The sequence below is a fragment of the Streptomyces sp. JW3 genome, from assembly GCF_052216785.1.
Taxonomy (GTDB): domain Bacteria; phylum Actinomycetota; class Actinomycetes; order Streptomycetales; family Streptomycetaceae; genus Streptomyces.
The window spans coordinates 62,875-89,615 of record NZ_JBQOUX010000015.1; the positions used below are offsets into that span (position 1 = coordinate 62,875).

The window sequence follows — 26,741 nt, forward strand, 5'->3', positions numbered from 1 at the left end:
GAGGGGGTGGGTAGGCTCCGCGGAGTGCCCCAGATCCCAGAGAAGATCCACGAGCTCACGGTCGGCCAGCTCGCCGCCCGCAGCGGCGCCGCCGTCTCCGCCCTGCACTTCTACGAGGCCAAGGGCCTGATCCGCAGTCGCCGCACCTCGGGCAACCAGCGCCGCTACGGCCGCGACACGCTGCGCCGGGTCGCCTTCATCCGGGCCGCCCAACGGGTCGGCATCCCGCTCGCCACGATCCGCGAGGCGCTCGCCGAACTGCCCGAGGAACGCACACCCACCCGGGACGACTGGGCCCGCCTCTCCGAGGCGTGGCGCACCGAGTTGGACGAACGCATCAAGCAGCTCAACCGGCTCCGCGACCACCTCACCGACTGCATCGGCTGCGGCTGCCTGTCCCTGGCCACCTGCGTCCTGTCCAACCCCGACGACGTCTTCGGCGAAAGCCGCGCCGGCTCACGCCTGATGGTGGAACGGGGCGGGCGAAGCGGGGCCTAAAGGCTGAAGCGGGGCCTAAGGCTGAAGCGGGGCCTAAAAGGCTTCTGACGGAGCTCCTGGGCGCCGCACCCGCGCCGCGTGCCACAGTTCCGTGCCCGCGGCGACCAACTCGGCGTTGGAGGAGGCCCGTCGGCCGTCCGGCAGGAACAGTGTGTCCTCCAGGCCGATCCGGGTGGCGAGGCCGAGCCGTCCGGCCAGCCGCAGCACCGGCCAGGCGCCGCCGTCCTCGCCGTGCAGCAGCACCGGGCGGCCGTGCGCCGAGCCGAGGTCCGCCAACAGGGCCCGCGCCGTCGCGGGCGCGGTCGCCGGGTCGGGGTCGGTGACCTCGGCGAGAACGCGCAGCACCCGCGGGCCGAGGGGCGAGCGCGCGAACCGGGCGGCGCCGTCCGTCCCCGACCAGATGCCCGCCTCCACGCCGACGCCCCGGTCGAGGAGCGCGGCGGCGACCTGCTCGGCGCCCGGCTCGTGCCAGTTGACAGAGGCGTGATCGGGCAGCACGGTCCAGCTCCGTACCCGCCCCACCCGTTGCGTCGCCTCGGGTTCCGCCCAGGCGCCCGTGGTCACGCCGACCGGCACGGACGCCGGCACCCGGGCCCGCACCGCCGCCAGTGTCACCGCCAGCACCCGGGGCGACAAGGTGTCCTGCCCGCACGGCGTCTTCGGATGCAGATGAACATCCACCGCCCCAGCCACCACGGCCCCGACAGCAGCCCCAGCCAACGCCTCAACCGACAACGGCACCACACCCCCGTCCCCGGCCCCCCGAACCCCGTTCAGACAGACCTGCACCACACCTCGCCGCCCGGCGTGACGCGCCCCCTGGGGGCGCGGGGAACTGCGCGAACAACCACCCACCACCCGCAGCCGACCGACAACAATCAGCCCCCACGCCCCACCGAACCCACCGAACCCACCGCACTCACAGAACTCACAGAACTCACAGAACTCACAGAACTCACAGAACTCACCGCACCGAACCTCCGCACCACCCCCGCCACCCCACCCCTACACCGACACCAGCAACCGCCCCCGGCCAATCGCGGCCAGCGCCTCCGGTGTCAGCACCGGCCGCGGCACCAGAATCCCGCAGTCCACGCAGACCGGCCCGGCCGACGGCTCATGGTCCAGCTCGTACCTCCAGACCAGCCGCTCACCCTCGCACACCGGGCACGACACCCCCGGCTCCCGCTCCAGCGCGGCGATCAGCCGGCGCAGTACCTCGGCCAGCGGCCCACGGGGATGCACCGCCGGGTCGTCGCACCACGCCACACCGAACCCGCCCCAGGTCAGCCGGTGCCAGTCGTCCACGCTGCCCGGCCGGCGCAGCCCGTCGTGCTTCTCCTTGCGGCGCCGCTCGGCGAACCCCACCTCGTAGGCGAGCCACACCGACCGCGCCTGTTCCAGCTCCTCCAGCGCGGCCACCAGCCGCGCCGGGTCGGGGGACCTGTCCTCCGGTCCGAACCCCCAGTGGGAGCACAGATGGTCCCAGGTCGCCCTGTGTCCGTAAGGGGCGAACCGCTCAAGGCACTTGCGCAGCGAGTAGCGCCGCAGCGCCAGGTCGGACCGCGGATCGCGGACCTGTCTCGCCAGACTCCGGAAACCGGCCATCGCCCTGCACCTCCGTCACACCTGCACCTGTATTCCGGTCACTTCGGCGTCGTCGTACGGACGTCGCCGAATAGACGTATCGACAGGCGATTCGGCTCCATCCGATGTCCGATGGCCCCCATGAACCGGCCGAACCGCCTCCCGAGTCGACTCCTGTGACCTGTGTGTCCGCTGTGCCGTCGCTGAAAAGTGACGCATGTTCATCTTCATTCCCGGGGATACCGCCGGTAACATCCGGCGCGTCCCCGTCGGGAGGAGCTGCCCCATGTCACGGCGCACCCCACGCACGGCCCTAGACAGACTGAGAACTCCCCGCGGAATCCACGGGTTCCTGAAGGGCGCATCCCTATGCGCCCTCATTGCCGGTCTTTTGTCACCGCTTTCCCCAGCCGTTGCGGTCCAGGCCGCCCCGGCCGTCGCGGCGGCGGCCGACGACCACTGCGGCGGACAGTGTTCCGACATCCTGCCGCCCGGCCAGAACGGCAACGCCACTCTCGCCCAGATCCTGCTCAACCAGGCGTTCGGCACCCAGCCGGCGCACGCCGAGGACCAGCTCGGGCCCTACGCGAACCTCGCCACCGGGCACCAGTCGCTCACCAACGACAAGATCAACTCATTCTTCAACGACGCCTCGTTCGGCGTCCCCGCCGACCAGGTCGCCTCCACCGTCCGCCCGGCCGGCCGCGCCGACGTGACGATCGTGCGCGACAAGAAGACCGGTGTGCCGCACATCACAGGCACCACCCGGTACGGCACCGAGTTCGGCGCCGGTTACGCGGCCGCCCAGGACCGGCTGTGGCTGATGGACCTCTTCCGCCACGTCGGCCGCGGCGAACTGACCTCCTTCGCCGGCGGCGCCCCCGCCAACCAAGGTCTGGAGCAGCAGTTCTGGCGCAGCGCCCCGTACACCGAGGCCGAACTCCAGGCCCAGATCGACAGCGCCGCCGCCAAGGCCGGCGCGCGCGGCGAACAGGCCCTGGCCGACGTGGAGGCGTACATCGCCGGCGTCAACGCCTACATCGACGCCTCCGACCAGGCCCGCAACTTCCCCGGCGAGTACGTCCTGACCGGCCACAAGGACGCGATCACCAACGCCGGCACCATCGAGCACTTCGAGCCCGCCGACCTGGTCGCCCTGGCCTCCGTGATCGGCGCCCTGTTCGGCTCCGGTGGCGGCGGGGAGGTGAACAACGCCCTGTCCCTGCTGGCCGCCCAGGACAAGTACGGCGTCACCGAGGGCACCAAGGTCTGGGAGTCCTTCCGCCAGCGCGACGACCCGGAAGCCGCCCGCACCGTCCAGGACGGCAGCTTCCCGTACCTCACCCCGCCCGCCGACCCGCAGGGCCGGGCGCTGCCCGACGCCGGCACGGTCCAGGCGGAACCGCTCGTGTACGACCGTACCGGCAGCGCGGCCGCGCAAGCCTCGGCCACCGGTCTCTCCTCGGCCCGGCGCGGCATGTCCAACGCGCTGGTGGTCAGCGGCGAGCACACCGCGAGCGGCCACCCGGTGGCCGTCTTCGGACCGCAGACCGGCTACTTCGCCCCCCAGCTCCTGATGCTCCAGGAGCTCCAGGGCCCCGGCCTCAGCGCCCGCGGCGCCTCCTTCGCGGGCCTGAGCATGTACGTCGAACTGGGCCGCGGCCAGGACTACGCGTGGAGCGCGACGACTTCGGGCCAGGACATCATCGACACCTTCGCCGTCGAGCTGTGCCAGGACGACCGGCACTACCTCTACCGCGGCACCTGCACCCCGATGGAACCGGTCGAGCGGAAGAACTCCTGGACGCCGACCGTGGCCGACTCCACCGCCGCCGGCTCGTACACCATGCGGGTCTGGCGCACGAAGTACGGCCCGGTGGAGTACCGCGCGAGCGTCGGCGGCAAGAAGGTCGCCTACGTCTCGCTGCGCTCGTCCTTCCTGCACGAGGCCGACTCGATCATCGGCTTCCAGATGCTCAACGACCCCGGCTACGTCCAGGGCCCGCAGGACTTCCAGCGCGCGGTCCAGCACATCAACTACACCTTCAACTGGTTCTACGCCGACGCCGGGCACACCGCGTACTACAACAGCGGCGACAACCCGGTACGGGCGGCCGGCGTGGACGCCGACTTCCCGGTCTGGGCCCGCCCGGAGCGGGAGTGGCAGGGCTGGGACCCGGCGGCCAACACCGCCGACTACACCCCGCCCGCCGCCCACCCCCAGTCCACCGACCAGGACTACTACGTCTCCTGGAACAACAAGGTGGCCGACGGCTACTCGGTCGCGTCCTGGGGCGACGGTTCGGTGCACCGCGGCGACCTGCTCGACGACCGGGTGCGGAAACTGGTCGAGCAGGGCGGGGTGACCCGGGCGGCGCTGGTCAAGGCGATGGCCGACGCGGCCCTGGCCGACCTGCGGGCCGAGGACGTACTGCCCGAGCTGCTGAAGGTGATCGACACCGCCCCGGTGACCGACACCGCGGCCAAGGCGGCCGTCGACAAGCTGCGGGCCTGGCTGGCGGCGGGCGGCAAGCGCACCGAGACCTCGGCCGGTTCGAAGACGTACGCCCACGCCGACGCGGTCCGGGCGATGGACGCCTGGTGGCCGCTGCTGGTGCGGGCCGCGTTCGAACCCGGCCTCGGCAGCGGCCTCTACACCGCCTTCACCGCCAACCTCCCCGTCGACGAGTCCCCGTCCGCCGCCCACGGCGCGACCGGCGCGCACGCCGGCAGCTCCTTCCAGTACGGCTGGTGGAGCTACGTCGACAAGGATCTGCGGGCGGTGCTCGGGGAGTCCGTCCGCGGTCCCCTGGCCCGGACCTACTGCGGCGGCGGCGACCCGGCGGCCTGCCGGGACACGCTGCTCAGCACCCTGAAGGAGGCGGCGGCCAAGACGCCCGCGCAGGTCTACCCCGGCGACGACAGCTGCGCGGCGGGCGACCAGTGGTGCGCCGACTCGATCATCCACCGCACCCTGGGCGGCATCAAGCACGGCGGCATCGCCTGGCAGAACCGGCCGACCTACCAGCAGGTGGTGGAGTTCACCTCGCACCGGTAGCGGCCGGACAGGCAACGAGACAGGCGGCGGGCCGTCAGCGGACCCGGCCCGCCGCCAGCACCAGCCGGGCCAGTTCGGCGTGCAGGATGTCGCTGTGCGCGCCGGACGGCGGCCCGCCGCGCCGGACCACCGCCGCCGCGTCCACGTTCACGCACCCCGTCTCCGGCAGCCCGGCCCGCAGCGCCTCGGCCAGCGGGCACGCGCGCGTGCCCGGCACCGCCCGGACCCCGCCGTACCCGAGGGCGCCCCACCGCTCGCCCAGCACCCGGCCGGCACCGGCGGCCACCGCGCGGTCGTCACCGGCCATCCGGGACGCCAGCGGGTAGAACGTGCCCAGCGACGTGTCGTGCCGGGAGTGGCAGCAAACCAGCGGGCCGTCGATCCGGCCCACCCGGCCCCGGAGCACGCCCGCGGCGCGCCCGTCGTGCGGCAGCCGCTCGGCGAACGCGTAGTGCGAGAACGCCCCCTGGAGCAGCGTCACCGACTTCACGGCGCGTACGCCGGCCGGCAGCCCGCGCAGCGCGAACGACACCAGCCGGGCGCCGAAGCTGTGCCCCACCAGATGCACCCGGACGCGGGGCGCCACCTCGGCCAGCCGCCCCAGCAGCGGACCCAGCCCCCGCTCCCCGACGGTCCCCGCGCGGCGCTTCATGGCGTAGTACGTCGCCTGCCGCAGCAGTTCCCGCGCGCCCTCCCACGGGTTCGGCACCACAAGCGGCCGCGGGCCGTCACCGAGCACCGCGCGGGTGAACTCCGCACAGACCTCCGTCACCGGCCCCGCGAACATCCACGGCTCGTCCGCGGGCCCGCCGTCCGCCACCGTGTCCGCGGCGAACAGCGCCTGCGGGCCCGGCGGCACCAGCTCCACCAGCAGCCGCACCACCCACCGGAACTCGGCCGGCTCGCCCGCCTCGAACGACTGCCGCTCCAGCATCCGGGCCACCTGCTCGACCATGACCTGTCGTCCCGGGAACGCCTCCACCAGGGCGTGCCGGGTGTCCTTGTCCAGCGCCGGGGGCCGCACCGGCTCGGCCGCCACCGCGCGCGGGAAGCCGGGGATCGGCTCGTCGGCGAACCGCATCGACGGCCAGACCACCCCCACGTACCCGACCCGGGCGTTCGGCACGATCCCCGGAACCGGGGCGAAGAACCGGCTGAACAGCCGGGTGGCGCCCGCCCGGTCGTTGTTCCAGCCGTGCGCGAACACGATCAGGTCGCGGACCGAGCCGCCGGCCGCCCCGGCGAGCAGCCGGTCGCGCCCGCGGCGGTCGGCGTCCCCGTCCGCGTCGAAGGCCACTTCCCAGTACGGAGACACACTCATCGACGGGTCGGCCATGACCGGCTCCCTCCGGCCCGAAGCGGCCCCCCGCTCGCATAGTCCTCGCATCGTCCTGCGGGGGAGGGGAGTTGGCCAGCCGCCGGACCCGGGCGGGTCAGCGGTAGCCGAGGTACCGCTCGCGCACCCGCCGGAACGCCGCCAGCTCGGTCCGCCAGCCCGCCACCACCTCGTCGGTGTCCGCGCCGGCGTCGATCATCGTGCGCACCCGCGCGGAGCCGGTCAGCTTGTCGATCCACTGGTCGGAGCGCCAGGCGAACCCGTCCCAGACCCGCCTGGCGGTCACCAGGAGCGCGATCGCGGTCCGCACCGGATCGAACACCGCGCGGTCGGCGACATGGACCTGCACGCCCCCGACCGTCGTCCCCTGGAACTTGGAGAAGACCGGCGCGAAGTACGCCTCCCGGAACCGCACCCCGGGCAGCCCCAGCTCGTTCGCGGCGGCCGCCCACGCCCCGTCGATCCCCGCCGCGCCCAGCAGTTCGAACGGACGGGTGGTGCCACGCCCCTCGGACAGGTTGGTGCCCTCGAACAGACAGGTCCCCGAGTACACCAGCGCGGTCTCGGGGGTGGGCATGTTCGGGCTCGGCGGCACCCACGGCAGCCCGCAGGCGTCGTAGAAGTCGGACCGCCGCCAGCCGGTCATGGGCACGGTCTCCAGGGCGACGGGCGTGGTCAGGAACTCCCCGTTGAACAGCCGCGCCAGCTCGGCGACGGTCATGCCGTGCGCCTGAGCGATCGGCTCCCGTCCGACGAACGTCGCGAACTCCCTGTGCAGCACCGGGCCCAGCGCGGCCCGCCCGGTCACCGGGTTGGGCCGGTCCAGCACCACGAACCGCTTGCCCGCGAGCGCGGCGGCCGCCATGCAGTCGTACAGCGTCCAGATGTACGTGTAGAAGCGCGCGCCCACGTCCTGGATGTCGAAGACGACGGTGTCCACGCCGGACGCGGTGAAGACGTCCGCGAGCGGCTGCCCGCTCTTGAGGTACGTGTCGTAGACCGGCAGCCCGGTCGCCGGGTCGTCGTAGCGGCCCTCGGAGCCGCCCGCCTGGGCGGTGCCCCGGAAGCCGTGCTCGGGGCCGAAGACGGCGGTGAGGTGCACCCGGTCGTCGGCGTGCATGACGTCGACGATGTGCCGGGCGTCCCGGGTGATCCCGGTCGGGTTGGTGACGACGCCGACCCGGTCGCCGTCGAGCAGCGCGTACCCGTCGGCGGCCAGCCGCTCGAAGCCGGTCCGCAGCCGGCGCCCGGCGGACGCCTCGGCGGTACCGGCACCGGCCGCCACCGCGGCCGCCGTCGTCGTGCTGAGCAAGGCCCGTCTGGACAGTGTCATGCGCACGCACGCTAGTGCCCGGCCCGGCCGGACGGAACGAGGCGAACCGCGCGGACCCCTTCCGCCGCACATACCGACTGGTTAGTCTGTCGCCGAGCCGAAGGCGGGTCCGTGCCTCGGGCAGCGCCCCGTCAGTGTCGCGTCAAAGGAGACCGATGGTGGAAGCCGTGCAGGACGCGGGTGTCGTCGTCACCGGAGCGGGAGGCGGCATCGGGGCCGCGCTGGCCCGCCGCTTCGCCGCCGAGGGTGCCCGGGTCGTCGTCAACGACCTGGACGCCGGCAGGGCGAAGACGGTCGCCGAGGAGATCGGCGGCATCGCGGTACCGGGCGACGCCTCGGCCGTCGTCGACGAGGCCCGCGAAGCGCTCGGCGGCACCGTCGACGTCTACTGCGCCAACGCGGGCGTCGGCTCCGGCGGCACCGAAGCGGCCGGCGAGGAGGTCTGGGCCCGGGCCTGGGACGTCAACGTGATGGCCCACGTCCGCGCGGCCCACGCCCTGCTGCCCGGCTGGCTGGAGCGCGGCCGCGGCCGGTTCGTCTCCACCGTGTCGGCCGCCGGACTGCTCACCATGATCGGCGCCGCCCCCTACAGCGTCACCAAGCACGGCGCCTACGCCTTCGCCGAGTGGCTGTCGCTCACCTACCGGCACCGGGGCGTCAAGGTGCACGCCATCTGCCCGCAGGGCGTGCGCACCGACATGCTCACCGCCAGCGGCAGCGCCGGCGAACTGGTGCTGACCCCCACCGCGATCGAGCCCGAGGACGTCGCCGACGCCCTGTTCCGGGGCATCGAGGCGGACCGCTTCCTGATCCTGCCGCACCCCGAGGTCGCCGAGTACTACCAGGCCCGCGCCGCCGAGCCGGACCGCTGGCTGCGCGGCATGAACCGGCTCCAGCGGCAGTGGGAGGAGACGAGCGCCCGATGACCGCCACCGGCTCCCGGTACGCCGCCAAGCCCTGGCTGGACCTGCTCACCGACGCCCAGAAGGCCCCGCTGCACCCGGACACCTCCCTGGTGCACGCCCTGCGCCGGGCCGTCGCCGAGACCCCCGACCGCGCCTTCCTGGCCTACTTCGACGGCCGCCTGACCTACCGCGAGGTGGACGAGCTGAGCGACTCCGTCGCCGGCCACCTCGCCGCCCGCGGCCTGGCGCGCGGCGACCGGGTCGCCGTCCTGCTCCAGAACTCCCCGCACTTCGTGCTCGCCGTCCTCGGCGCCTGGAAGGCGGGCGGGGTCGTGGTCCCCGTCAACCCCATGTACAAGTCGGGGGAGACCGGGCACGTCCTCAAGGACGCCGAGGTGACCGCGCTGATCTGCTCCGACCGGGCCTGGGCGGCGTACCTGCGCGAGACGGCCGCCGACTCGCCGGTGCGGATCGTGCTCACCGCCTGCGAGCTGGACTTCCAGACCCGCGGCGACGCGCGCGTACTGACCTTCGAACGGCAGCCCGCGGCCGACACCGACGACCTCACCGAGGCGGCCCGCGCCGGACACCGGCCGCCGGCGGACCGCGGCCCGGAGACCGGCGACCTCGCGCTGATCAGCTACACCTCGGGCACCAGCGGCACCCCCAAGGGCGCCACCAACACCCACCGCAACATCATGTACAACGCCGAACGGCAGCGCACCGGCCTCGGCCTGCCCGAGGCACCGGTCTACTTCGCCCTCGCGCCGCTGTTCCACATCACCGGCATGGTGTGCGAGTTCGGCGCCTGCCTGAACAGCGGCGGCACCCTCGTGCTCGCCTACCGCTTCGAGCCGGGCGTGGTCCTCGACGCGTTCGCCGAGCACCGCCCGCACTACACCGTCGGCCCGTCCACCGCCTTCATGGCGCTGGCCGCCCACCCGGACGTCACCCGCGAGCACTTCGCCTCCTTCACCGTCCTCTCCTCCGGCGGCGCCCCGCTGCCGCCCGCCCTGGTGGAGCAGTTCCGCGCGGGCTTCGGACCGTACGTCCGCAACGGCTACGGCCTCACCGAGTGCACCGCCCCCTGCGCCTCCGTACCGCCGCACCTGGAGGCACCGGTCGACCCGGTCTCCGGGACCCTCGCGGTGGGCGTGCCGGGCCCCGAGACCGTCGTCCGCGTCCTGGACGACCAGGGCGCGGAGGTGCCCTTCGGCGAGCAGGGCGAGATCGTGGTCAGCGGCCCCCAGGTCGTCCCCGGCTACTGGCGCCGCCCGGACGCCACCGCCGAGACCTTCCCCGGCGGCGAACTGCGCACCGGCGACATCGGCTTCATGGACGTACGCGGCTGGCTGTACGTCGTCGACCGCAAGAAGGACATGATCAACGCGTCCGGCTTCAAGGTCTGGCCGCGCGAGGTCGAGGACGTCCTGTACACCCACCCGGCGGTGCGCGAGGCGGCCGTCGTCGGGGTGCCCGACGGGTACCGCGGCGAGACCGTCAAGGCGTACATCAGCCTGCGCCCGGGCGCCGCGGCGGACCCCGGCGAACTCGCCGCGTACTGCGGCGAGAGACTGGCCGCCTACAAGTACCCGCGCCAGGTGGAGATCCTGCCCGACCTGCCGAAAACAGCTAGTGGCAAGATCCTCCGTCGGGAACTGCGTTCCCGCAACGACTGAGCGGTACGACCAGCACGACCAGCAGGACGACGGAAAGGCGGGTGGCGGCAGTGCCCAGAACCACGGACGGGGGCGGTACCCCGGTACCGCAGCGGCTGCTGGCCGCCGCCACCCGGCTCTTCGCGGAGCAGGGCTACGACCGGACCTCGGTGCAGGAGATCGTCGAGGCGGCCGGTGTCACCAAGGGCGCGCTCTACCACTACTTCGGCTCCAAGGACGACCTGCTGCACGAGGTGTACGCGCGCGTGCTGCGCCTCCAGCAGGAACGCCTGGACCACTTCGCGGACGCCGACGAGCCGGTCGACAAGCGGCTGCGGGACGCGGCGGCCGACGTCGTGGTCACCACCATCGACAACCTCGACGACGCGTCGATCTTCTTCCGCTCCATGCACCACCTGAGCCCGGAGAAGAACCTCCAGGTACGCGCCGAGCGCCGCCGCTACCACGAACGCTTCCGCGCCCTGGTGGAGGAGGGCCAGCAGTCCGGCGTCTTCACCAAGGAGACCCCGGCCGACCTGGTGGTCGACTACCACTTCGGCTCCATCCACCACCTGTCCACCTGGTACCGCCCCGACGGCCCCCTCACCCCCCAGGAACTCGCCGACCACCTCGCGGACCTGCTGCTGCGGGCGCTGCGCCCGTAAGGGGCGAGCGCCCATGACGCCCGCCCCTTACCGAGCCGCCTAGAGGTACTTCTTCAGCTCCCGCCGCGCCAGCGACCGCTGGTGCACCTCGTCCGGGCCGTCGGCCAGCATCAGGGTCCGGGCCCCCGCGTACAGCTCGGCCAGCGGGAAGTCCTGGCTCACCCCGCCCGCGCCGTGCAGCTGGATGGCCCGGTCCAGGATGCCGACGACCGTGCGCGGAGTGGCGATCTTGATGGCCTGGATCTCCGTGTGGGCCCCCCGGTTGCCCACGGTGTCCATCATCCAGGCCGTCTTCAGCACCAGCAGCCGCAACTGCTCGACGGCGACCCGGGCGTCCGCGATCCAGTTCTGCACCACCCCCTGCTGGGCCAGCGCCTTGCCGAACGCGAAACGCGAGGCGGCCCGCCGGCACATCAGCTCGATCGCCCGCTCCGCCATGCCGATCAGCCGCATGCAGTGGTGGATGCGGCCGGGACCCAGCCGGGCCTGGGCGATGGCGAACCCGCCGCCCTCCTCGCCGATCAGATTGGCCACCGGCACCCGCGCGTGGTCGAAGACGACCTCCGCGTGCCCGCCGTGGTAGTGGTCCTCGTACCCGAACACCTGCATGGCCCGCTCGACCGTGACGCCCGGGGTGTCGCGGGGCACCAGCACCATCGACTGCTGCCGGCGGATGTCGGCGCCGTCCGGGTCGGTCTTGCCCATCACGATGAAGATCTTGCAGTCCGGGTGCATCGCCCCGGAGATGTACCACTTGCGGCCCGTGATGACGTACTCGTCACCCTCCCGTTCGATCCGGGTGGTGATGTTGGTGGCGTCCGAGGAGGCCACCTCCGGCTCGGTCATCGCGAACGCCGACCGGATCTGTCCGGCCAGCAGCGGCTCCAGCCACTGCCCCCGCTGCGCCTCGTTCCCGAACTGGGCCAGCACCTCCATGTTCCCGGTGTCCGGCGCCGCGCAGTTGGTGGCCGTCGGCGCCAGCTGCGGACTGCGGCCGGTGATCTCGGCCAGCGGCGCGTACTGGAGGTTGGTCAGGCCCGCGCCGTGCTCGGCGTCGGGCAGGAACAGGTTCCACAGCCCCTGCCGGCGGGCCTCGGCCTTGAGGTCCTCGACCACCGGCGGCGTCTGCCAGGGCGACGCCAGCCCGGCGCGCTGCTCGTGCGCCACCGCCTCGGCCGGATACACGTACGCGTCCATGAAGGTGAGCAGCTGGGCGCGGAGTTCCTCGGTGCGGGCGTCGAACGCGAAGTCCATGCCGGTCAGCCTTCCTGAAGAGTGGTCAGTCCGTGCTCGATGAAGACGGGCACCAGGTCGCCGATGCGGTCGAAGCCGCGCCCGACCGTCTGGCCCAGGGTGTAGCGGTAGTGGATGCCCTCCAGGATCACGGCGAGCTTGAACCAGGCGAACGCCGTGTACCAGGAGACCCCCGACACGTCCCGCCCCGACCGCGCGGCGTACTGCTCGATCAGCTCCCGGGGCGTGGGATGCCCGGGTGCCTCGGCGGTGGTGGACACCGGGGAATCGGGCATGCCGAGCCGCTGGCTGTACATGACCAGCAGCCCCAGGTCGGTCAGCGGATCGCCGAGCGTGGACATCTCCCAGTCCAGCACCGCCGTGATCCGGTCGTCGGCGCCGATCAGCACGTTGTCCAGCCGGTAGTCGCCGTGCACCACCGCCGGGGCGGGGGAGCGGGGCAGCTCCCGGCCGAGGGTGGCGTGCAGCTCGTCGATGCCGGCCAGGTCGCGGTCGCGGGAGGCGTCGAGCTGCTTGGCCCAGCGGCGCAACTGGCGGTCGAGGAACCCCTCGGGCCGCCCGAAGTCGGCCAGCCCCACCGAACCCGGGTCCACGGCGTGCAGCTCCACCAGCGTGTCCACCAGGTTCAGCACCGCGCTCCGGGTGCGCTCGGGACCCAGCGGGGCGAGCTGGTCCGCCGTACGGTACGGCGTGCCCGCCACGAACTCCATGACGTAGAAGGGCGCCCCGAGGACCTCCTCGTCCTCGCACAGCAGCACCGTACGGGGCACCGGCACCCCGGTCGGGTGCAGGGCGCTGATCACCCGGTGCTCGCGCCGCATGTCGTGCGCGGTGGCCAGCACATGGCCGAGCGGCGGACGCCGCACCACCCACCGCGAGACGCCGTCGGTGACCGCGTAGGTGAGGTTGGACCGCCCGCCCTCGATCAGCCGGCCGGTCAGCGGGCCGCGCACCAGACCGGGCCGCTCCCGGTCGAGCAGGCCGCGCAGCCGGTCGGGATCGAGTCCGGGCGGGTGATCGGGGCTCATCGGCGCTCCTGGGGCGGGGTGGACGAGGACGGGACAGTACCGGGATCATGATGCCGACCGGTCGGTATGCCGTCCAGAGGGCGGACCGGAACGTGATCCGCGCCACCACACGCGGACGGCTCCCCGCGCGGGTGCGCGAGGAGCCGCCGAGGGGCTCGGACCACGTGCGGCCAGTGGTCGTCCCGGTGGCCCTCATTCCGGTTGCGTGGCGCCCGGGTACCCCGGAGGGTCGGAGCCATGAAGGCGATCAGCTACGCACGGTACGGCGGCCCCGAGGTGCTGGAGTACGGCGAGGTCCGCGACCCCCGGGTGGGCCCCGACTCGGTCCTGGTGAAGGTCCGCGCGGCGGGCGTGAACCCGGTGGACTGGAAGTGCCGCGAGGGACACCTGGACGCCCTCCTCGAACCCGTCTTCCCCGTCGTGCCGGGCTGGGACGTGGCCGGCGTCGTGGTCCAGCCCGGCGCCGCCGTCACGGAGTTCGACGTGGGCGACGAGGTCATCGGCTACTGCCGCGAGGACTTCCTCTCCCGCGGCACCTTCGCCGAGTACGTCGCCGCCCCCGTGCGCGCCCTGGCCCGCAAGCCGCGCAACCTGTCCTTCGCGGCGGCGGCGGGCCTCCCGCTGACCGGGCTGACCGCCTACCAGGTGCTGACCCGGGCACTCGAGGTCAAACGCGGCGAGACGGTCCTCGTGCACGCGGCGGCGGGCGGCGTCGGCTCGATCGCCGTCCAGCTCGGCCGCCACCTGGGCGCGCGGATGCTGGGCACGGCGAGCGAACACCACCACGCCTACGTACGGGAACTGGGCGGCGAGCCCGTGACGTACGGCGAGGGCCTGGCCGAACGGGTCCGGGGGCTGGCGCCCGAGGGCGTGGACGCGGTCTTCGACACGGTCGGCGGCGACACGCTCAAGGTCTCCGCCAACCTGCTGGCCCCGGAGGGCCGCCTGACCTCGATCGCCGACCCGGACGTCGTCGCCTACGGCGGCCGCTACTCCTTCGTCCGCCCCGACCCGCGCGACCTGCGGCAGCTGACCGAGCTGGTCGAGCAGGGCGTGCTGACGGTGCACGTCTCGGAGACGTTCCCACTGGAGCGGGCGGCGGACGCCTACCGGCGCAACCAGGAGGGACGGACCCGCGGCAAGATCGTGGTGACGGTGGACGGGGCCGCGGACGCGGACAGGAACGAGGGCTGAGCCGGCCGGCCGCTAGGCCACGATCAGGACGGCCCCGCACGCCGCCATCGCCACCGTGCACAGGGCGACGGCGGCGGCCCGCGGCGGACCGAGCGCCGGCGGCCGGTTCGAGGCCGCGACGGCGACGATGCGGCGGTGGGCCAGGAACAGCACGCCCAGCCACAGCAGACAGACCAGCGCACCGCCGGCCACGGATACCCCCGAGGCGCCGCCGCTCAGCGCGGTCTTCGCCCCGAGCACCGCGACGACGGCCCCCGCCAGCGTGGTCCGCCGCCAGGCGAGCCGGGTGCGCTCGGGTTGCAGCCCCGGATCACGATCGGGATCGGGAGTGGGGTGCCGTGCTGACTCCGCGTCCCCGCTCACCCTTCCCACCCCACCAGCACCACCACGACCATCGCGACCGCCACCACGGCGACGACGACGCCGAGCAGCGCCGGGAAGCGGGACACCGGAAGGTCCTCGCCGCGCCGCATGGCCCGCTCGCAGCGCACCCAGTGGTTGACGGCGCGCAGCGCGCACAGTGCCCCCGCCGCCAGCAGCGTCAGCGCGAGCCCGACCCGCCAGGGCCCGCGCAGGTCGGGGAGGAACTGGTCCACCGCGAACCCGCCGCCGATCAGCGCGAGCGCGGTGCGCAGCCAGGCCAGGAAGGTCCGCTCGTTCGCCAGCGAGAACCGGTAGTCGGGGGTGCCGCCCTCCCGCCGGACCGCGTCGGGCGCGAACCACAGGCGGACGTTCCGTGCGAAGTCGATCACGCCCAGGACCCTACCGGGCCGCCGCCGGTCACCCTGCCCGCCCCGTGAGCCGCCGGTACGCCGCCAGCCCGTCCGGCACCCACTCCCACTCGGCCAGTCGCCGCTCCACCTCCGCCGCCGGCAGGAACGCGTGCCAGGCGACCTCCTCGACCTGCGGCCGCACCGCCGACTCGCACCGCACCTCGTACACCGAGGACCACCAGGTACGCCCGCCGCCGTCGTCGTACAGGAACTTGAACAGGAACCGGGGCCGCGGCAGCCCGCTCACCCCCAGCTCCTCCTCCGCCTCGCGCAGCGCCGCGGCGTCGTAGGACTCGCCCGCGCCGACCACCCCGCCGACGAACATGTCGTACAGGGACGGGAAGACCAGCTTCTCCGCGGTGCGCCGGTGGACGAAGATCCGCCCCTCGGCGTCCCGGGCCTGGACGAACACGCACCGGTGGCGCAGCCCCTCGGCGTACACCGTGCCGCGCGGGGCCCGGCCGACCACCCGGTCGTGCTCGTCGACGATGTCGAGGATCTCGTCTTCAGCGCTCATCCGGCCATTCAAACAGGAACGGCCCGAGGCCAGGGCGGGGTGTCCGCCGGGGCCTCGGGCCGTCCGTCACCGTCGTGCGCAGCTACCGGGGAGGAGCTGTCGGAGACGTGCTACAGGATCAGGGAGACCAGGAGCACCAGCGCCCCGGCCACCACCGAGATGATCGTCTCCATGACCGACCAGGTCTTGAGCGTCTGGCCGACGTTCAGGCCGAAGTACTCCTTCACCAGCCAGAAGCCGGCGTCGTTGACATGGCTGAAGAACAGCGAACCGGCGCCGATGGCCAGCACCAGCAGAGCCGCGTGCGTGGTCGACATGTCGGCCGCCAGCGGCGCGACCAGACCGGCCGCCGAGACGGTCGCCACCGTCGCCGAACCCGTCGCCAGCCGGATCGCCACCGCGATCAGCCAGGCCAGCAGCAGCGCCGGGATGGACCAGTCCTTGGAGATCTCCAGGATCATCTGGCCGACGCCGGAGTCGATCAACGTCTGCTTGAAGCCACCGCCCGCGCCGACGATCAGCAGGATGCCCGCGATCGGCGCGAGCCCCTTCTCGACCAGGCCCGAGACGCGGTCCTTGGCGAACCCGGCGGGCCGCAGCAGCGTGAAGATGCCCACGATCACGGCGGCCAGCAGGGCGATCAGCGGGTTGCCGATGACATCGAAGGTCCGCTGCACCAGGGCGTCCGCGTCGTCCACGATGATGTCGACCAGCGCCTTGGCGAGCATCAGCACGACCGGCAGCAGGATGGTGGCCAGCGTGGCGCCGAAGCCGGGACGCTTCTCCAGGTCCTCGGAGGCGCGCTGCGGGATCATCCGGTCCGGAGCGGGGACGTCCACCCAGCGGGCCGCGAACTTCGAGAACACCGGACCGGCGATGATCACGGTCGGTATGGCGATCAGGACGCCCAGCGCCAGCGTCACGCCCAGGTTGGCGCCGACCGCGTCGATCGCGACCAGCGGACCGGGGTGCGGCGGCACCAGACCGTGCATCACGGACAGCCCGGCCAGCGCCGGGATGCCGATCCGCATCAGCGAGTAGTTGCCGCGCTTGGCGACCATCAGGACGACCGGGATCAGCAGCACGATGCCGACCTCGAAGAACAGCGGCAGGCCGATCACGGAGGCGATCAGCACCATCGTCCACGGCATCGAGCGCCTGCCCGCCCGGCCGAGGATGGTGTCCACGATCTGGTCGGCGCCACCGGAGTCGGCGAGCATCTTGCCGAGGATCGCGCCGAGCGCGATCAGCACGCCCACACCGGCCACGGTGGAGCCGAGTCCGGCGGTGAAACTGGTGATGACCTTGTCCAGCGGCGCCCCGGCGAACGCGCCGAGCGCCAGCGACCCGATGGTCAACGCCAAAAAGGCGTGCAGCTTGAACTTGGTGATGAGCAGGACGATGACGGCGATGCCCAGCAGCACGGCGATGCCCAACTGGGCATGACCGGCCGAGGTGATGGGCTCGACGGTGTCCGCTGCCAGCATCTCGACGCTGAGTCTGGTCACGGTGATTCCCTTGCGGTGATGGGGATGCGGGGGGATACGAGGGGCGGGGTGGGCTACGCGGGTCCGGGGAGCGCCTGGAGCGCGGTGACGGCCCGTTCGGCGATTTCCTCGGGGCCGCCGGAGACGTCCACGGCGACCCCCGGCTCGTCCGGCTGGAGCGGCTGGAGCGTGCCGAACTGGGAGTCGAGCAGCGCCGTCGGCATGAAGTGCCCCTCGCGGTGCGACATCCGGTCCTCGATCAGCTCGCGGCTGCCGGTGAGGTGGACGAAGACCAGACCGGGGGCCTCGCCCCGCAGCCGGTCGCGGTACGACCGCTTCAGCGCCGAGCAGCTGACCACCCCGCCGAGCCCCGCCCGCTGGTGCGCCCAGCCGCCGATGGCGTCCAGCCACGGCCACCGGTCGTCGTCGTCGAGCGGGGTGCCGGCCGTCATCTTGGCGATGTTGGCCGGCGGGTGGAAGTCGTCGCCCTCGGCGTAGGGAACGCCGAGGCGGGCGGCGAGCAGGGGACCGATGGTGGTCTTCCCGGTGCCCGCCACGCCCATGACCACGACGACATGGGGGGTCTGCGGCTGCTGCATCGTGCTCTCGCTGTCTGCTGTCTTCGTCGACACGTGATGTCGACGCAACTGAAGCTCATTAGGTACGACAAATTCAAGTGTCTGTGACATATAAGTCTGACTTTTTGTCGCTGTGATGCGGCACGTACGCTGAGTGCATGAGCACACCGGGCCGGGGTCTGCACGGCCGAGTACTGGACACCCTCGGCCCCGCCATCACCGCCGGCGAGTACCCCGTGGGCAGTGTCCTGCGTACCGACGAACTCGCCCAGCGGTACGACGTCTCCCGCTCGGTGATGCGCGAGGCGGTACGGGTCCTGGAGTCCATGCACCTCGTCGAGTCCCGCCGCCGGGTGGGCGTCACCGTCCTGCCCGAGCGCGAGTGGAACGTCTACGATCCCCAGGTCATCCGCTGGCGGCTGGCCGGCGCCGACCGGGCCCGGCAACTGCGCTCGCTCACCGTGCTGCGCTCGGCCGTGGAGCCGGTCGCGGCGGGACTCGCCGCGCGCCACGCCACCTCGGGGCAGTGCGCGGAACTGACCGAGTGCGCCCTCGGCATGGTCGCCAACTCCAGCGGCCACCGCCTGGACCAGTACCTCTTCCACGACGTGGCCTTCCACCGCGTCATCCTCAACGCCTCGGGCAACGAGATGTTCGCCCGCCTCGGCGACGTGGTCGCCGAGGTGCTGACCGGGCGTACGCAGCACGACGTGATGTTCGAGGACCCCGACCCGGCCGCCGTCACCCTGCACGTCCGGCTCGCCGAGGCGGTCCGCGAGCGTGACGCCGGGCGCGCCGAGGCACTCACCCGCGAGATCACCGTCGGCGCCCTCCAGGAACTGGACATCCTGGCCCCGTAGCGCCGGCCGTCAGTCCAGGAACTCCCCGTCGACGTACACCCAGCCCCCGTCGATCCGCTGGAACCGGCTGCGCTCGTGCAGCGAGCCGCCCCGGTAGGACGCCCGGAACGTCACGGTGCCGGTGGTGTGGAACGCCGACCCGTCGCCGGTCTCCAGGATCTCCAGCCCGGTCCAGCGCATCCCCGGATCGAGATCGAGCCGGGCCGGCCGGGTGCGCGGATGCCAGGTGCGCAGCAGATAGCCCGCGTCCAGCCGGGTGAAGGCGCTGTACCGCGAGCGCATCAGGGCCTCGGCGGTCGGCGCGGCGGCGGCCCCCGTATGGAACCGGCCGCAGCACCTCTCGTACGGCTCGGGCAGTCCGCAGGGGCAGGTACGCGTGCTCATGGCGGCCATTGTGCCGGGTCGTCCCCGGACCGGGAAAAGCAGAAGACCCCTGGCGAGCAGGGGTCTCATCTGGTGTCCGAGGGGGGACTTGAACCCCCACGCCCGATAAAGGGCACTAGCACCTCAAGCTAGCGCGTCTGCCATTCCGCCACCCGGACAAGGTGTCTGCCGTGCGGAGCGCTGCCCGCGGCGACGACGTAAACATTACCAGGCTTCCCGGGGTGCCCGATCACCCCGCCACCCGCCCCGCTCGCGCGTGAACGGCGTGTGACGGGCCGGGACCGGCCTTGGGTGTCACCCTCCCAAGGAGGAGGATGAAGGGGACCCACCAGCAGTGACAGCGGGAGGAAGCACGTGAGCGACTCGGGCACGACCGGGAACCTGGCCGGCGAGGACGAGGTCGTCGACCTCTGCCGCGACCTCATCCGGATCGACACCAGCAACTACGGCGACCACTCGGGGCCGGGCGAGCGCGCGGCGGCCGAGTACGTCGCCGAGAAGCTCGCCGAGGTCGGGCTCGAACCCCGGATCTTCGAGTCCCACCCGGGACGCGCCTCCACGGTGGCCCGGATCGAGGGCGAGGACCCGTCCCGGCCCGCGCTGCTCATCCACGGCCACACGGACGTCGTCCCGGCCAACGCCGACGACTGGACCCACGGCCCGTTCTCCGGCGAGATCGCCGACGGGTGTGTGTGGGGCCGTGGCGCCGTCGACATGAAGGACATGGACGCGATGACCCTCGCGGTCGTCCGCGACCGGCTGCGCGCCGGGCGCAAGCCGCCCCGCGACATCGTGCTGGCCTTCCTCGCCGACGAGGAGGCGGGTGGCACCTACGGCGCCCGGTACCTGGTCGACCACCACCCGGACCTCTTCGAGGGCGTCACCGAGGCGATCAGCGAGGTGGGCGGCTTCTCCTTCACGGTCAGCGAGCAGCGCCGGCTCTACCTGGTCCAGACGGCCGAGAAGGGCATGCACTGGATGAAGCTGACGGTGGCCGGCACCGCCGGGCACGGCTCGATGATCCACCGGGACAACGCCATCACCGAGCTGTCCGAGGCCGTCGCCCGGCTGGGCCGGCACCAGTTCCCGATCCGGGTCACCAAGACCACCCGGGCCTTCCTGGACGAACTCGGCGACGCGATGGGCATCGAACTCGACGCCGACGACATGGAGGGCACGCTCGCCAGGCTGGGCGGCATCGCCAAGCTCATCGGCGCCACCCTGCGCAACACCGCCAACCCCACCCAGCTGGGCGCCGGTTACAAGGTCAACGTCATCCCGGGCGAGGCCACCGCGCACGTCGACGGGCGGTTCCTGCCCGGCTACGAGGAGGAGTTCCTCGCCGACCTGGACCGCATCCTCGGCCCGAAGGTGCGGCGCGAGGACGTGCACTCCGACAAGGCCGTCGAGACCACCTTCGACGGGGCGCTGGTCGCCGCGATGCAGTCCGCGCTGGTCGCGGAGGACCCGGCCGCCAAGGCCATCCCCTACATGCTCTCCGGCGGCACGGACGCCAAGTCCTTCGACGACCTCGGCATCCGGGGCTTCGGCTTCGCCCCGCTGAAGCTGCCGCCGGAGCTGGACTTCGCCGGGATGTTCCACGGTGTCGACGAGCGGGTGCCGGTGGACGGCCTGAAGTTCGGGGTGCGGGTGCTGGACCGTTTCATCGACGCCTCCTAATCGCTCGCTCATACGAAAGTCACCCTGGGAGAGTGAATGCGACCATAAGCTCGTAGCCTGATTACTCCCTCCTCGTTACTGGTCATGTGATCCGCATTTTGGATCGCGCTTGTCAACTAGGAGGAATAATGATCAAGAAGGTCGTCGCCGCCGCCGCTGCCACCGGTGGACTGGTTCTCGCGGGTGCGGGCCTGGCCGTTGCCGACTCCGGTGCCCAGGGTGCGGCCCTGCACTCCCCGGGTGTCCTTTCCGGCAACGTCGTCCAGGCGCCCATCCACATCCCCGCGAACGTCTGCGGCAACACGATCAACGTGATCGGTCTGCTGAACCCGGCCTTCGGCAACACCTGCATCAACAAGTGACGTTGTGCCTCGCCCCTTGAGGGCCTGAGCCCGTCGGCCCCGGAACGCACGCCGTGTGTTCCGGGGCCGACCGGCCTTATCGGAACGCGAAACGTCGGTACCAGGTCGAAGACAGGGAATTCAGTACATGCGACAGGTCACCCGCAAGGGCCTGATGACGGTGGCGGCGGCCACCGGCGTGATCGCCGCCGCGAGCGGCACCGCCCACGCCACGGGCTCCGGCGCCCAGGGCGGCGCCTCGGGCTCGCCCGGCGTACTCTCCGGCAACTCGGTGCAGGCGCCGGTGCACGCGCCGGTCAACATCTGCGGTAACACGGTCACCGTCATCGGCGGCCTCAACGCCTCGGTGGGCAACGCCTGCGCCAACGGAGGCTCCGGCAAGGACTCCGACGGGCCCGGCGGACACGGCGGCGGGGGACACGGTGACGGGGGGCACAGCGGTGCGGGCCACGGCGGCGGGCACGCCGACGGCCACGCCACCGACTCGCCCGGCGTCGGCTCCGGCAACCACGTCGAGGCGCCGGTGCACGTGCCGGTGAACGTCTGTGGCAACACCGTGAGTGTCGTCGGCGTCGCCAACCCGGCCACCGGCAACGGCTGCGGTCAGGAGGGCGGCGGCGGTCACCCCGGCAACCCGCCCGGCGGCGGTGAGGAGACGCCGCCGGAGGAGCCGGAGGAGCCCGGCAGCCCCGAGGAGCCCGGTGAGCCGGGTGAACCCGGACACCCGGGCGAGCCCGAGGAGCCGGGCAACCCCGGCGAACCCGGCAACCCCGGTGAGCCCGGCACCCCGGAGGAGCCGAGCACCCCGCCGAGCGAGGGCGGCGGCCCGACCCCGGACGGCCCGTCCGTCAGCCAGCCGGCCCCCGAGGCGCAGCTCGCGGACACCGGCAGCGACCTGCCGCTGGGCCTCGCCCTGCCGATGGGCGCGGGCGTACTGCTCACCGGCGCGACGCTCTACCGCAGGGCGCGCGCCTCGATGTGACACACCTCACGGCGAAGACGGAGCGGGCCCCGCTGCATCGGCGGGGCCCGCTCCGTCTCCACCGCCACCGGTCCGCCGCGTCTCACCAGGTGGCGCGCACCTGTCGGATGATCCGACGGCGCAGCCGCACCCTGCGGCTGCCGTCGCGCAGCAGGCTCAGGCGGTACAACTCCCAGTGTCCGTACTCGGCATGGTCGGTCAGCAGACGCGCCGTCTCCCTGCGGGAGACCCCGCGCGGCACGTACACGTCGACAAATTCGTATTCCGGCATCGCATCTATTGTGCGGGCTGGGGCTCGGTACGGATAGCGTCTGCCGTATGTCTGATGCTGTGCAGCCCACCGCTGCCGAGGTACGCGCCGCCGCCGAGGCGGTCAAGACCGCGCTCGACCGTCACCTGGCCGCGGTCGAACGACGGTCGGGGGACGACGACCCGGCCGTCTACGAGGCGTTCAACGAGGTGGCAGCGGCCGCCGAGGCGTACGACGAGCTGCTCTACGACCGTTACGACGAGGTCACTCCCTTCGAGATCCCCGCGGCGGAGGACGCGTTGCCGCCGTACACGGGTCCCGAGGAACCGAACGCGGTGAGTGTGCTGATCCGCCGGGACTACGCCGTGGTGGAGCCGCAGCGGCTGCTGGCGCAGGCCCGCCGGGTCGAGGACGCGGACGACGAACGCGGCTCCGGCACCGGCGCTTCCGGCACGGTGCACGGGGCGCTGGGGCTGCTGTTCGGCGAGTTCGAACCGGACGAGGTCGCCTCCCGGCACAAGGAGTTCGGCCTGGAGGAGGGCGACTCCACGCTGTGGGTCACGGCGGCGGACGAACCGGCCGAGGCCGGCGAATGGCTGGAGGCCCCGTTCGAACACGTCGACGCGCAGCACGTGGTGTGCCGCTTCGACGTCAGCTCGGTCTTCGACGACGAGGCGGACGACGACCTCGACGACGACCTCGACCCGGAGGAACTGGCCGACGCCGACGCCGACGCCGACGCCGACGAGGACGAAGACGAGGACGAAGACGAGGACGAAGACGAGCACGGGGCCGTGGAGCTCGACGAGGACGAGGATCTGGAGCCGCTGGACGCGGATCGCTGAGCGAGCCGTACGCGGCGTACCGGCCATCCGCCTCGTACGGGCTCGTACGCCTCGTATCCCTCGTACGTGCGGCGGTGGTGCCGGGAGCCGGCTCCCGGGGCCACCGCCGTCGGCGTTCCCGCTCGGCGGTCAGTCCGCCGCCGGCTCCCGCGGCGCGAGCAGCGCCGGCAGCCGGGTGGTCCGAGGCTTGGCCGGGACCTCGGCCACGGCCCGGGGCAGTGCCTGGTCCACGCCGTGCACGACGGACAGGTGCCGGGCGGCCCGGCCGAACGCCGTGTACACCCAGGGCCGGCTGAGCGCCTGCGCCGCGTCACCGGGCAGCACCACGACCACCGCGGGCCACCTGCCGCCCGCCGCCTGGTGCGCGGTCAGCGCCCACCCGTGCCGCACCCGGCTCTCCACCTGCTCCCTCGGTACGACCACGGTCCCGCCCGCGCAGGACAGGCGCAGTCCCTCGGCGTCGGCGTCCACCACCCGGCCCGGCAGCGTCCGGCCGGGCACGGGCGTGTAGGCGACCCGGTCGCCCGGGTCGAAGCCGCCGAACCGGCCCGGTCCCGGGTTGAGCCGCTCCTTCAGCGCCGCGTTGAGCGCCCGGGTGCCGGCCGGTCCGCCGTGCCCCGGCGTGATCACCTGAGTCTCCTCGGTGGGTACGCCGATCGCCCGCGGCACCGAGTCCGACACCAGTTGCACGGTGCGGTGCACGGCCTCGCCCGGGTCCCGCACCGGCACGATCACGACTTCCTTGCCGGGCGCCTGGACCTGTTGCAGCTCGCCGATGCCGATGGCGGAGACCAGCTCGCCCAGCGGGCCGGGGTCGGGCTGCCGGGAGGCGATCTGCGGGCAGATCCGGGCCGCCAGCAGATCCGCGAAGACCCGCCCCGGGCCCACCGACCACAGCACCGCCGGGTCGCCGGCCAGCACCAGCCGCGCCCCGTCCGGCAGCGACTCGGTCAGCAGGGCGGCCGCCTCCACATCCAGCAGGGGTGCGTCGCACACGACCAGCAGGTCAAGGCCGAGGGCGCCCTCCCCGTCCCGGCCGGGGCCCTCGGACCCGGCCAGCAGACCGGCGACGGTGGCGACCGGCGGGGGCGCGGCCGCGGCCGAGGTGTCCGCGCCGGGCGCGTCTTCGAGCAGGGCGACGAAACGGTCGCGGCCGGCCGGGCTGGGCGTGGCCGCCCAGGCGCGCAGACCGAGTCCGCCCGCGGCGCGCAGCAGGGCCGCCGGTTCGGCCAGGGCCGCCTCGCCGCCGGTGTGCAGGACCAGACCGTGGCCGGCGACGGCGCTGATCAGGTCGGCGGCGGCCCCCTGCGCCGCGGCGGCGGCCCGCTCCCAGTCCTCCGGGGCCCCGCTCCGCTCCGGGACCGAGCCGGCCAGCCGGGCCAGCCCGTCGGCCAGGCTCTCCTCGGCCATCGCGTACCGCTCCAGCCCGATCAGCACCCGGACCGGACGCTCCGCCTCCGCTTCGCCCTCATCGCCCTCCGCCTGCCGGGGAGCCGGGGCGCCGGTCTCCTCCAGGGCGTCCTGGAAGGCCAGCGCCTCGCCCTCGGCCAGCGCGCTCTGTACGGCGGCGTCCGGGTCCGGCACGCCCCGCCGGGCCAGCGTCGCGGTGAGCGTCGGCAGCTCCAGGGCGGTGTGCCCGGCGAGCGCCGCCTGCTCCAGAAGCCAGCCGGTGACCGCGCGCCCGCGCCGCTCGTCGTCCGGGTGGCAGTCGGCCCCGAGCAGCGCCCGCGCGAAGCCGTCGGCCTGCTCCGGCCGCACCCCGGCGACCCGCAGCAACTGCCAGGGGTCCGCGCGCAGGGTCTCGTCCGCGCCCTCGCCGAGGGCCGCGGCGGCCGACGGGGCGAGCGTCTCGGGGGCGCCGCCCTGAGCCAGTACCTGCCGTACCGCCTGGACGGTCTCCGGCGCGGGCGCCGGGGTCGCCGCGCCGGGTGCCTGGTCGGGCACCGGCTGGGGCCGGCGTACCGGCTCGGACGCGGGGGAGGGGCGGCGGGGGGCGGGCGCCGGCTCGGACGCGGGGGAGGGGCGGCGGGGGGCGGGCGCCGGCTCGGCGAAGACCGTCGCCGCCGGTTTCGCGCCGCTCTCCACGGCCCGGACGGCGGCGAGCAGCTCGGCTGCCGTGCCACTGAGCTTGGTCCCGGCGGCCACCGGCTCCTTGCGCTCCGCCTTGCGCCGCTCGATCCGTTCCCGCTCGATCCGCTGGGCGGCCAGCTCGGCCTCGGCCTCGGACAACTTCTTGGCCTCGGCCTCGGCATCAGCGCCCTGAACGTCGCTGCTCTCGGCGCCGGCGTCCTGCGCGTCGACGCCCTCGACGTCAGCTCCCTCGGCGCCCGCCGGTGTCTCGTCCGCGCCCTCCGCGCCCTCCGTCGCGCCGCCTCCCGCCACAGCACCCGGCGTCGTCGGTCCGGCGTCCACGGTGTCCCCGGGGTCCCCGGTGTTCTCGGCCGGCTCGGGCTCCGTGCTCACAGCGTGCTCCAGTCGTGATCGGGATAGCGGTGCACGGGCTCCGACACGTCGTCGAGCGCCCGGCAGATCTCGTCAGGAAGACTAAGCGCCTCCACTGACAACGCCGCCGTGAGCTGCCGCGCGTTGCGCGCGCCCACGATCGGCGCGGCCACCCCGGGCCGGTCCCGCACCCAGGCCAGCGCCACCTGGAGCGGCGTCACCGCGAGCCCGTCGGCCGCCGTGCTCACCGCGTCCACGATGCGTCCGGCGGCGTCGTCGAGGTAGGGCGCGACGAACGGCGCCATGTGCTCCGACGCCCCGCGCGAGTCGCCCGGAGTCGTGCCACCGCGGTACTTGCCGGTGAGCACCCCGCGCCCGAGCGGTGAGGACGGCAGCAGCCCGACCCCCAGGTCGAGGGCGGCCGGCAACACCTCCCGCTCGATGCCGCGCTGCACCAGCGAGTACTCCAACTGCGTACTCGCCAGCCGGTTGCGCACCCCCGGCGCCGCCAGCTGCCAGGTGGCCGCCTTGGCCAGCTGCCACCCGCAGAAGTTCGACACCCCGGCGTACCGGGCCCGTCCGGTGCTCACCGCCAGGTCGAGGGCGTGCAGCGTCTCCTCCAGCGGGGTGTACGGGTCGTAGGCGTGCACGTGCCACACATCGACGTACTCGGTGCCGAGCCGGGACAGCGAGGCGTCCAGCGCGGAGAGCAGATGGCCGCGCGAGCCGTCGAAGCGGCGGTCGGGATCGGGCACGCTGCCCGCCTTGGTGGAGATCACCAGGTCCCGGCGCGGCACCAGGCCCTCCATCAGCCGGCCCAGCAGGTATTCGGCCTCGCCGTCCCCGTACACATCGGCCGTGTCGACCAGCGTGCCGCCCGCTTCCCAGAACGTTTTCAGGCACTCCGCCGCGTCGTGCTCGTCCGTGTCCCGGCCCCAGGTCAGGGTGCCCAGGCCGATACGGGACACACGCAGGCCGGTGCGGCCGAGATGCCTCTGCTCCATGAACGCCGAGATTACTGGCCACGGCTTCGCCTGTGGGGGCCTGTGGACAACCGGATTCGCC

The 26,741-nt window shown here is 73.1% G+C and carries 26 protein-coding genes and 1 tRNA gene; 11 read left to right on the forward strand and 16 right to left on the reverse strand.

Annotation, left to right across the window (positions count from 1 at the left end; translation table 11 throughout):
• The first annotated feature begins 24 nt into the window (after positions 1 to 24).
• A complete protein-coding gene (gene soxR / locus ACTT8P_RS09320) occupies positions 25 to 498 on the forward strand; it encodes a redox-sensitive transcriptional activator SoxR (RefSeq protein ID WP_442831073.1) in 474 nt (157 codons plus the stop codon).
• A 33-nt stretch (positions 499 to 531) separates the two neighbouring features.
• Here soxR and ACTT8P_RS09325 read toward each other — a convergent pair whose 3' ends face one another.
• Entirely contained in the window at positions 532 to 1,290 is a 759-nt protein-coding gene (locus tag ACTT8P_RS09325) for a 3-keto-5-aminohexanoate cleavage protein (RefSeq protein ID WP_442831074.1), read from the reverse strand.
• A 213-nt stretch (positions 1,291 to 1,503) separates the two neighbouring features.
• Complete coding sequence (locus ACTT8P_RS09330; RefSeq protein WP_442831075.1) at positions 1,504 to 2,106, reverse strand: hypothetical protein; 603 nt, start codon at positions 2,104 to 2,106, stop codon at positions 1,504 to 1,506.
• Positions 2,107 to 2,371: 265 nt separating this feature from the next.
• Here ACTT8P_RS09330 and ACTT8P_RS09335 point away from each other — a divergent pair, with 265 nt between their 5' ends.
• A complete protein-coding gene (locus tag ACTT8P_RS09335; protein ID WP_442831076.1) occupies positions 2,372 to 5,143 on the forward strand; it encodes a penicillin acylase family protein in 2,772 nt (923 codons plus the stop codon).
• A gap of 34 nt (positions 5,144 to 5,177) precedes the next feature.
• Here ACTT8P_RS09335 and ACTT8P_RS09340 read toward each other — a convergent pair whose 3' ends face one another.
• Together ACTT8P_RS09340 and ACTT8P_RS09345 are read right to left on the reverse strand one after the other, a co-directional pair.
• Positions 5,178 to 6,479 carry a serine-threonine protein kinase gene (locus ACTT8P_RS09340; protein ID WP_442831077.1) on the reverse strand — a complete coding sequence of 434 codons (1,302 nt, stop codon included), beginning with the start codon at positions 6,477 to 6,479 and terminating at the stop codon, positions 5,178 to 5,180.
• Between the two features lie 97 nt (positions 6,480 to 6,576).
• Positions 6,577 to 7,812, reverse strand: coding sequence for an exo-beta-N-acetylmuramidase NamZ family protein (locus tag ACTT8P_RS09345; RefSeq protein ID WP_442831078.1), 1,236 nt, complete (start codon positions 7,810 to 7,812; stop codon positions 6,577 to 6,579).
• Between the two features lie 155 nt (positions 7,813 to 7,967).
• Between ACTT8P_RS09345 and ACTT8P_RS09350 the strand changes: the two genes are divergently transcribed.
• The 3 genes from ACTT8P_RS09350 to ACTT8P_RS09360 are packed head-to-tail and all read left to right on the forward strand — an operon-like array spanning position 7,968 to position 11,040.
• On the forward strand, positions 7,968 to 8,738 hold the full coding sequence (locus tag ACTT8P_RS09350; RefSeq protein WP_442831079.1) for an SDR family oxidoreductase: 771 nt from the start codon (positions 7,968 to 7,970) through the stop codon (positions 8,736 to 8,738).
• The gene (locus ACTT8P_RS09355; RefSeq protein ID WP_442831080.1) at positions 8,735 to 10,396 is read left to right on the forward strand and encodes a class I adenylate-forming enzyme family protein; all 1,662 of its coding nucleotides are present in this window, start codon (positions 8,735 to 8,737) and stop codon (positions 10,394 to 10,396) included. Before ACTT8P_RS09350 ends, ACTT8P_RS09355 begins: the two co-directional genes overlap by 4 nt.
• Before the next feature lie 50 nt (positions 10,397 to 10,446).
• Complete coding sequence (locus tag ACTT8P_RS09360) at positions 10,447 to 11,040, forward strand: TetR/AcrR family transcriptional regulator (protein WP_442831081.1); 594 nt, start codon at positions 10,447 to 10,449, stop codon at positions 11,038 to 11,040.
• Positions 11,041 to 11,079: 39 nt separating this feature from the next.
• Here the strand turns inward: ACTT8P_RS09360 and ACTT8P_RS09365 are convergent, their stop codons facing one another.
• Together ACTT8P_RS09365 and ACTT8P_RS09370 are read right to left on the reverse strand one after the other, a co-directional pair.
• Positions 11,080 to 12,294: an acyl-CoA dehydrogenase family protein gene (locus ACTT8P_RS09365; protein WP_442831082.1), complete on the reverse strand. Its 1,215-nt coding sequence runs from the start codon at positions 12,292 to 12,294 to the stop codon at positions 11,080 to 11,082.
• A gap of 5 nt (positions 12,295 to 12,299) precedes the next feature.
• Positions 12,300 to 13,322, reverse strand: coding sequence for a phosphotransferase family protein (locus ACTT8P_RS09370; RefSeq protein ID WP_442831083.1), 1,023 nt, complete (start codon positions 13,320 to 13,322; stop codon positions 12,300 to 12,302).
• 237 nt (positions 13,323 to 13,559) lie between these two features.
• Here ACTT8P_RS09370 and ACTT8P_RS09375 point away from each other — a divergent pair, with 237 nt between their 5' ends.
• Positions 13,560 to 14,516 carry an NADP-dependent oxidoreductase gene (locus tag ACTT8P_RS09375; protein WP_442831084.1) on the forward strand — a complete coding sequence of 319 codons (957 nt, stop codon included), beginning with the start codon at positions 13,560 to 13,562 and terminating at the stop codon, positions 14,514 to 14,516.
• A gap of 12 nt (positions 14,517 to 14,528) precedes the next feature.
• Here the strand turns inward: ACTT8P_RS09375 and ACTT8P_RS09380 are convergent, their stop codons facing one another.
• The 5 genes from ACTT8P_RS09380 to ACTT8P_RS09400 form a co-directional block, all read right to left on the reverse strand.
• Entirely contained in the window at positions 14,529 to 14,879 is a 351-nt protein-coding gene (locus ACTT8P_RS09380; protein WP_442831085.1) for a DUF202 domain-containing protein, read from the reverse strand.
• Positions 14,876 to 15,268 carry a YidH family protein gene (locus ACTT8P_RS09385; protein WP_442831086.1) on the reverse strand — a complete coding sequence of 131 codons (393 nt, stop codon included), beginning with the start codon at positions 15,266 to 15,268 and terminating at the stop codon, positions 14,876 to 14,878. Before ACTT8P_RS09385 ends, ACTT8P_RS09380 begins: the two co-directional genes overlap by 4 nt.
• Positions 15,269 to 15,296: 28 nt before the next feature.
• Positions 15,297 to 15,806: an NUDIX domain-containing protein gene (locus ACTT8P_RS09390; protein WP_442831087.1), complete on the reverse strand. Its 510-nt coding sequence runs from the start codon at positions 15,804 to 15,806 to the stop codon at positions 15,297 to 15,299.
• Between the two features lie 110 nt (positions 15,807 to 15,916).
• Positions 15,917 to 17,314, reverse strand: a complete 1,398-nt coding sequence (locus ACTT8P_RS09395; protein WP_442831088.1) for a GntT/GntP/DsdX family permease — start codon at positions 17,312 to 17,314, stop codon at positions 15,917 to 15,919.
• A 53-nt stretch (positions 17,315 to 17,367) separates the two neighbouring features.
• Entirely contained in the window at positions 17,368 to 17,892 is a 525-nt protein-coding gene (locus ACTT8P_RS09400) for a gluconokinase (RefSeq protein ID WP_442831111.1), read from the reverse strand.
• Between the two features lie 137 nt (positions 17,893 to 18,029).
• Between ACTT8P_RS09400 and ACTT8P_RS09405 the strand changes: the two genes are divergently transcribed.
• Positions 18,030 to 18,731, forward strand: a complete 702-nt coding sequence (locus tag ACTT8P_RS09405) for a FadR/GntR family transcriptional regulator (protein WP_442831089.1) — start codon at positions 18,030 to 18,032, stop codon at positions 18,729 to 18,731.
• A gap of 9 nt (positions 18,732 to 18,740) precedes the next feature.
• Here the strand turns inward: ACTT8P_RS09405 and ACTT8P_RS09410 are convergent, their stop codons facing one another.
• Complete coding sequence (locus ACTT8P_RS09410) at positions 18,741 to 19,115, reverse strand: YchJ family protein (RefSeq protein WP_361165829.1); 375 nt, start codon at positions 19,113 to 19,115, stop codon at positions 18,741 to 18,743.
• A 70-nt stretch (positions 19,116 to 19,185) separates the two neighbouring features.
• Positions 19,186 to 19,273 (reverse strand) — tRNA-Leu (locus ACTT8P_RS09415).
• A 196-nt stretch (positions 19,274 to 19,469) separates the two neighbouring features.
• Between ACTT8P_RS09415 and ACTT8P_RS09420 the strand changes: the two genes are divergently transcribed.
• The 3 genes from ACTT8P_RS09420 to ACTT8P_RS09430 all read left to right on the forward strand — a co-directional run bounded on the left by ACTT8P_RS09420 (position 19,470) and on the right by ACTT8P_RS09430 (position 22,139).
• Positions 19,470 to 20,795 carry a M20/M25/M40 family metallo-hydrolase gene (locus tag ACTT8P_RS09420; RefSeq protein WP_442831090.1) on the forward strand — a complete coding sequence of 442 codons (1,326 nt, stop codon included), beginning with the start codon at positions 19,470 to 19,472 and terminating at the stop codon, positions 20,793 to 20,795.
• A gap of 128 nt (positions 20,796 to 20,923) precedes the next feature.
• A complete protein-coding gene (gene chpH, locus ACTT8P_RS09425) occupies positions 20,924 to 21,157 on the forward strand; it encodes a chaplin ChpH (RefSeq protein ID WP_361165835.1) in 234 nt (77 codons plus the stop codon).
• Positions 21,158 to 21,284: 127 nt separating this feature from the next.
• A complete protein-coding gene (locus ACTT8P_RS09430; protein WP_442831091.1) occupies positions 21,285 to 22,139 on the forward strand; it encodes a chaplin in 855 nt (284 codons plus the stop codon).
• 82 nt (positions 22,140 to 22,221) lie between these two features.
• Here the strand turns inward: ACTT8P_RS09430 and ACTT8P_RS09435 are convergent, their stop codons facing one another.
• Positions 22,222 to 22,410 (reverse strand): DUF5703 family protein, encoded by a 189-nt coding sequence (locus ACTT8P_RS09435; RefSeq protein WP_355745702.1) that lies wholly within the window; start codon positions 22,408 to 22,410, stop codon positions 22,222 to 22,224.
• A 47-nt stretch (positions 22,411 to 22,457) separates the two neighbouring features.
• On the opposite strand from ACTT8P_RS09435, the gene ACTT8P_RS09440 reads away from it, so the two are divergent.
• On the forward strand, positions 22,458 to 23,234 hold the full coding sequence (locus tag ACTT8P_RS09440) for a hypothetical protein (RefSeq protein ID WP_442831092.1): 777 nt from the start codon (positions 22,458 to 22,460) through the stop codon (positions 23,232 to 23,234).
• Positions 23,235 to 23,363: 129 nt separating this feature from the next.
• Here the strand turns inward: ACTT8P_RS09440 and ACTT8P_RS09445 are convergent, their stop codons facing one another.
• A complete protein-coding gene (locus tag ACTT8P_RS09445; protein ID WP_442831093.1) occupies positions 23,364 to 25,697 on the reverse strand; it encodes a helix-hairpin-helix domain-containing protein in 2,334 nt (777 codons plus the stop codon).
• Positions 25,694 to 26,680 (reverse strand): aldo/keto reductase, encoded by a 987-nt coding sequence (locus ACTT8P_RS09450; RefSeq protein WP_442831094.1) that lies wholly within the window; start codon positions 26,678 to 26,680, stop codon positions 25,694 to 25,696. Before ACTT8P_RS09450 ends, ACTT8P_RS09445 begins: the two co-directional genes overlap by 4 nt.
• Positions 26,681 to 26,741: the final 61 nt, after the last annotated feature.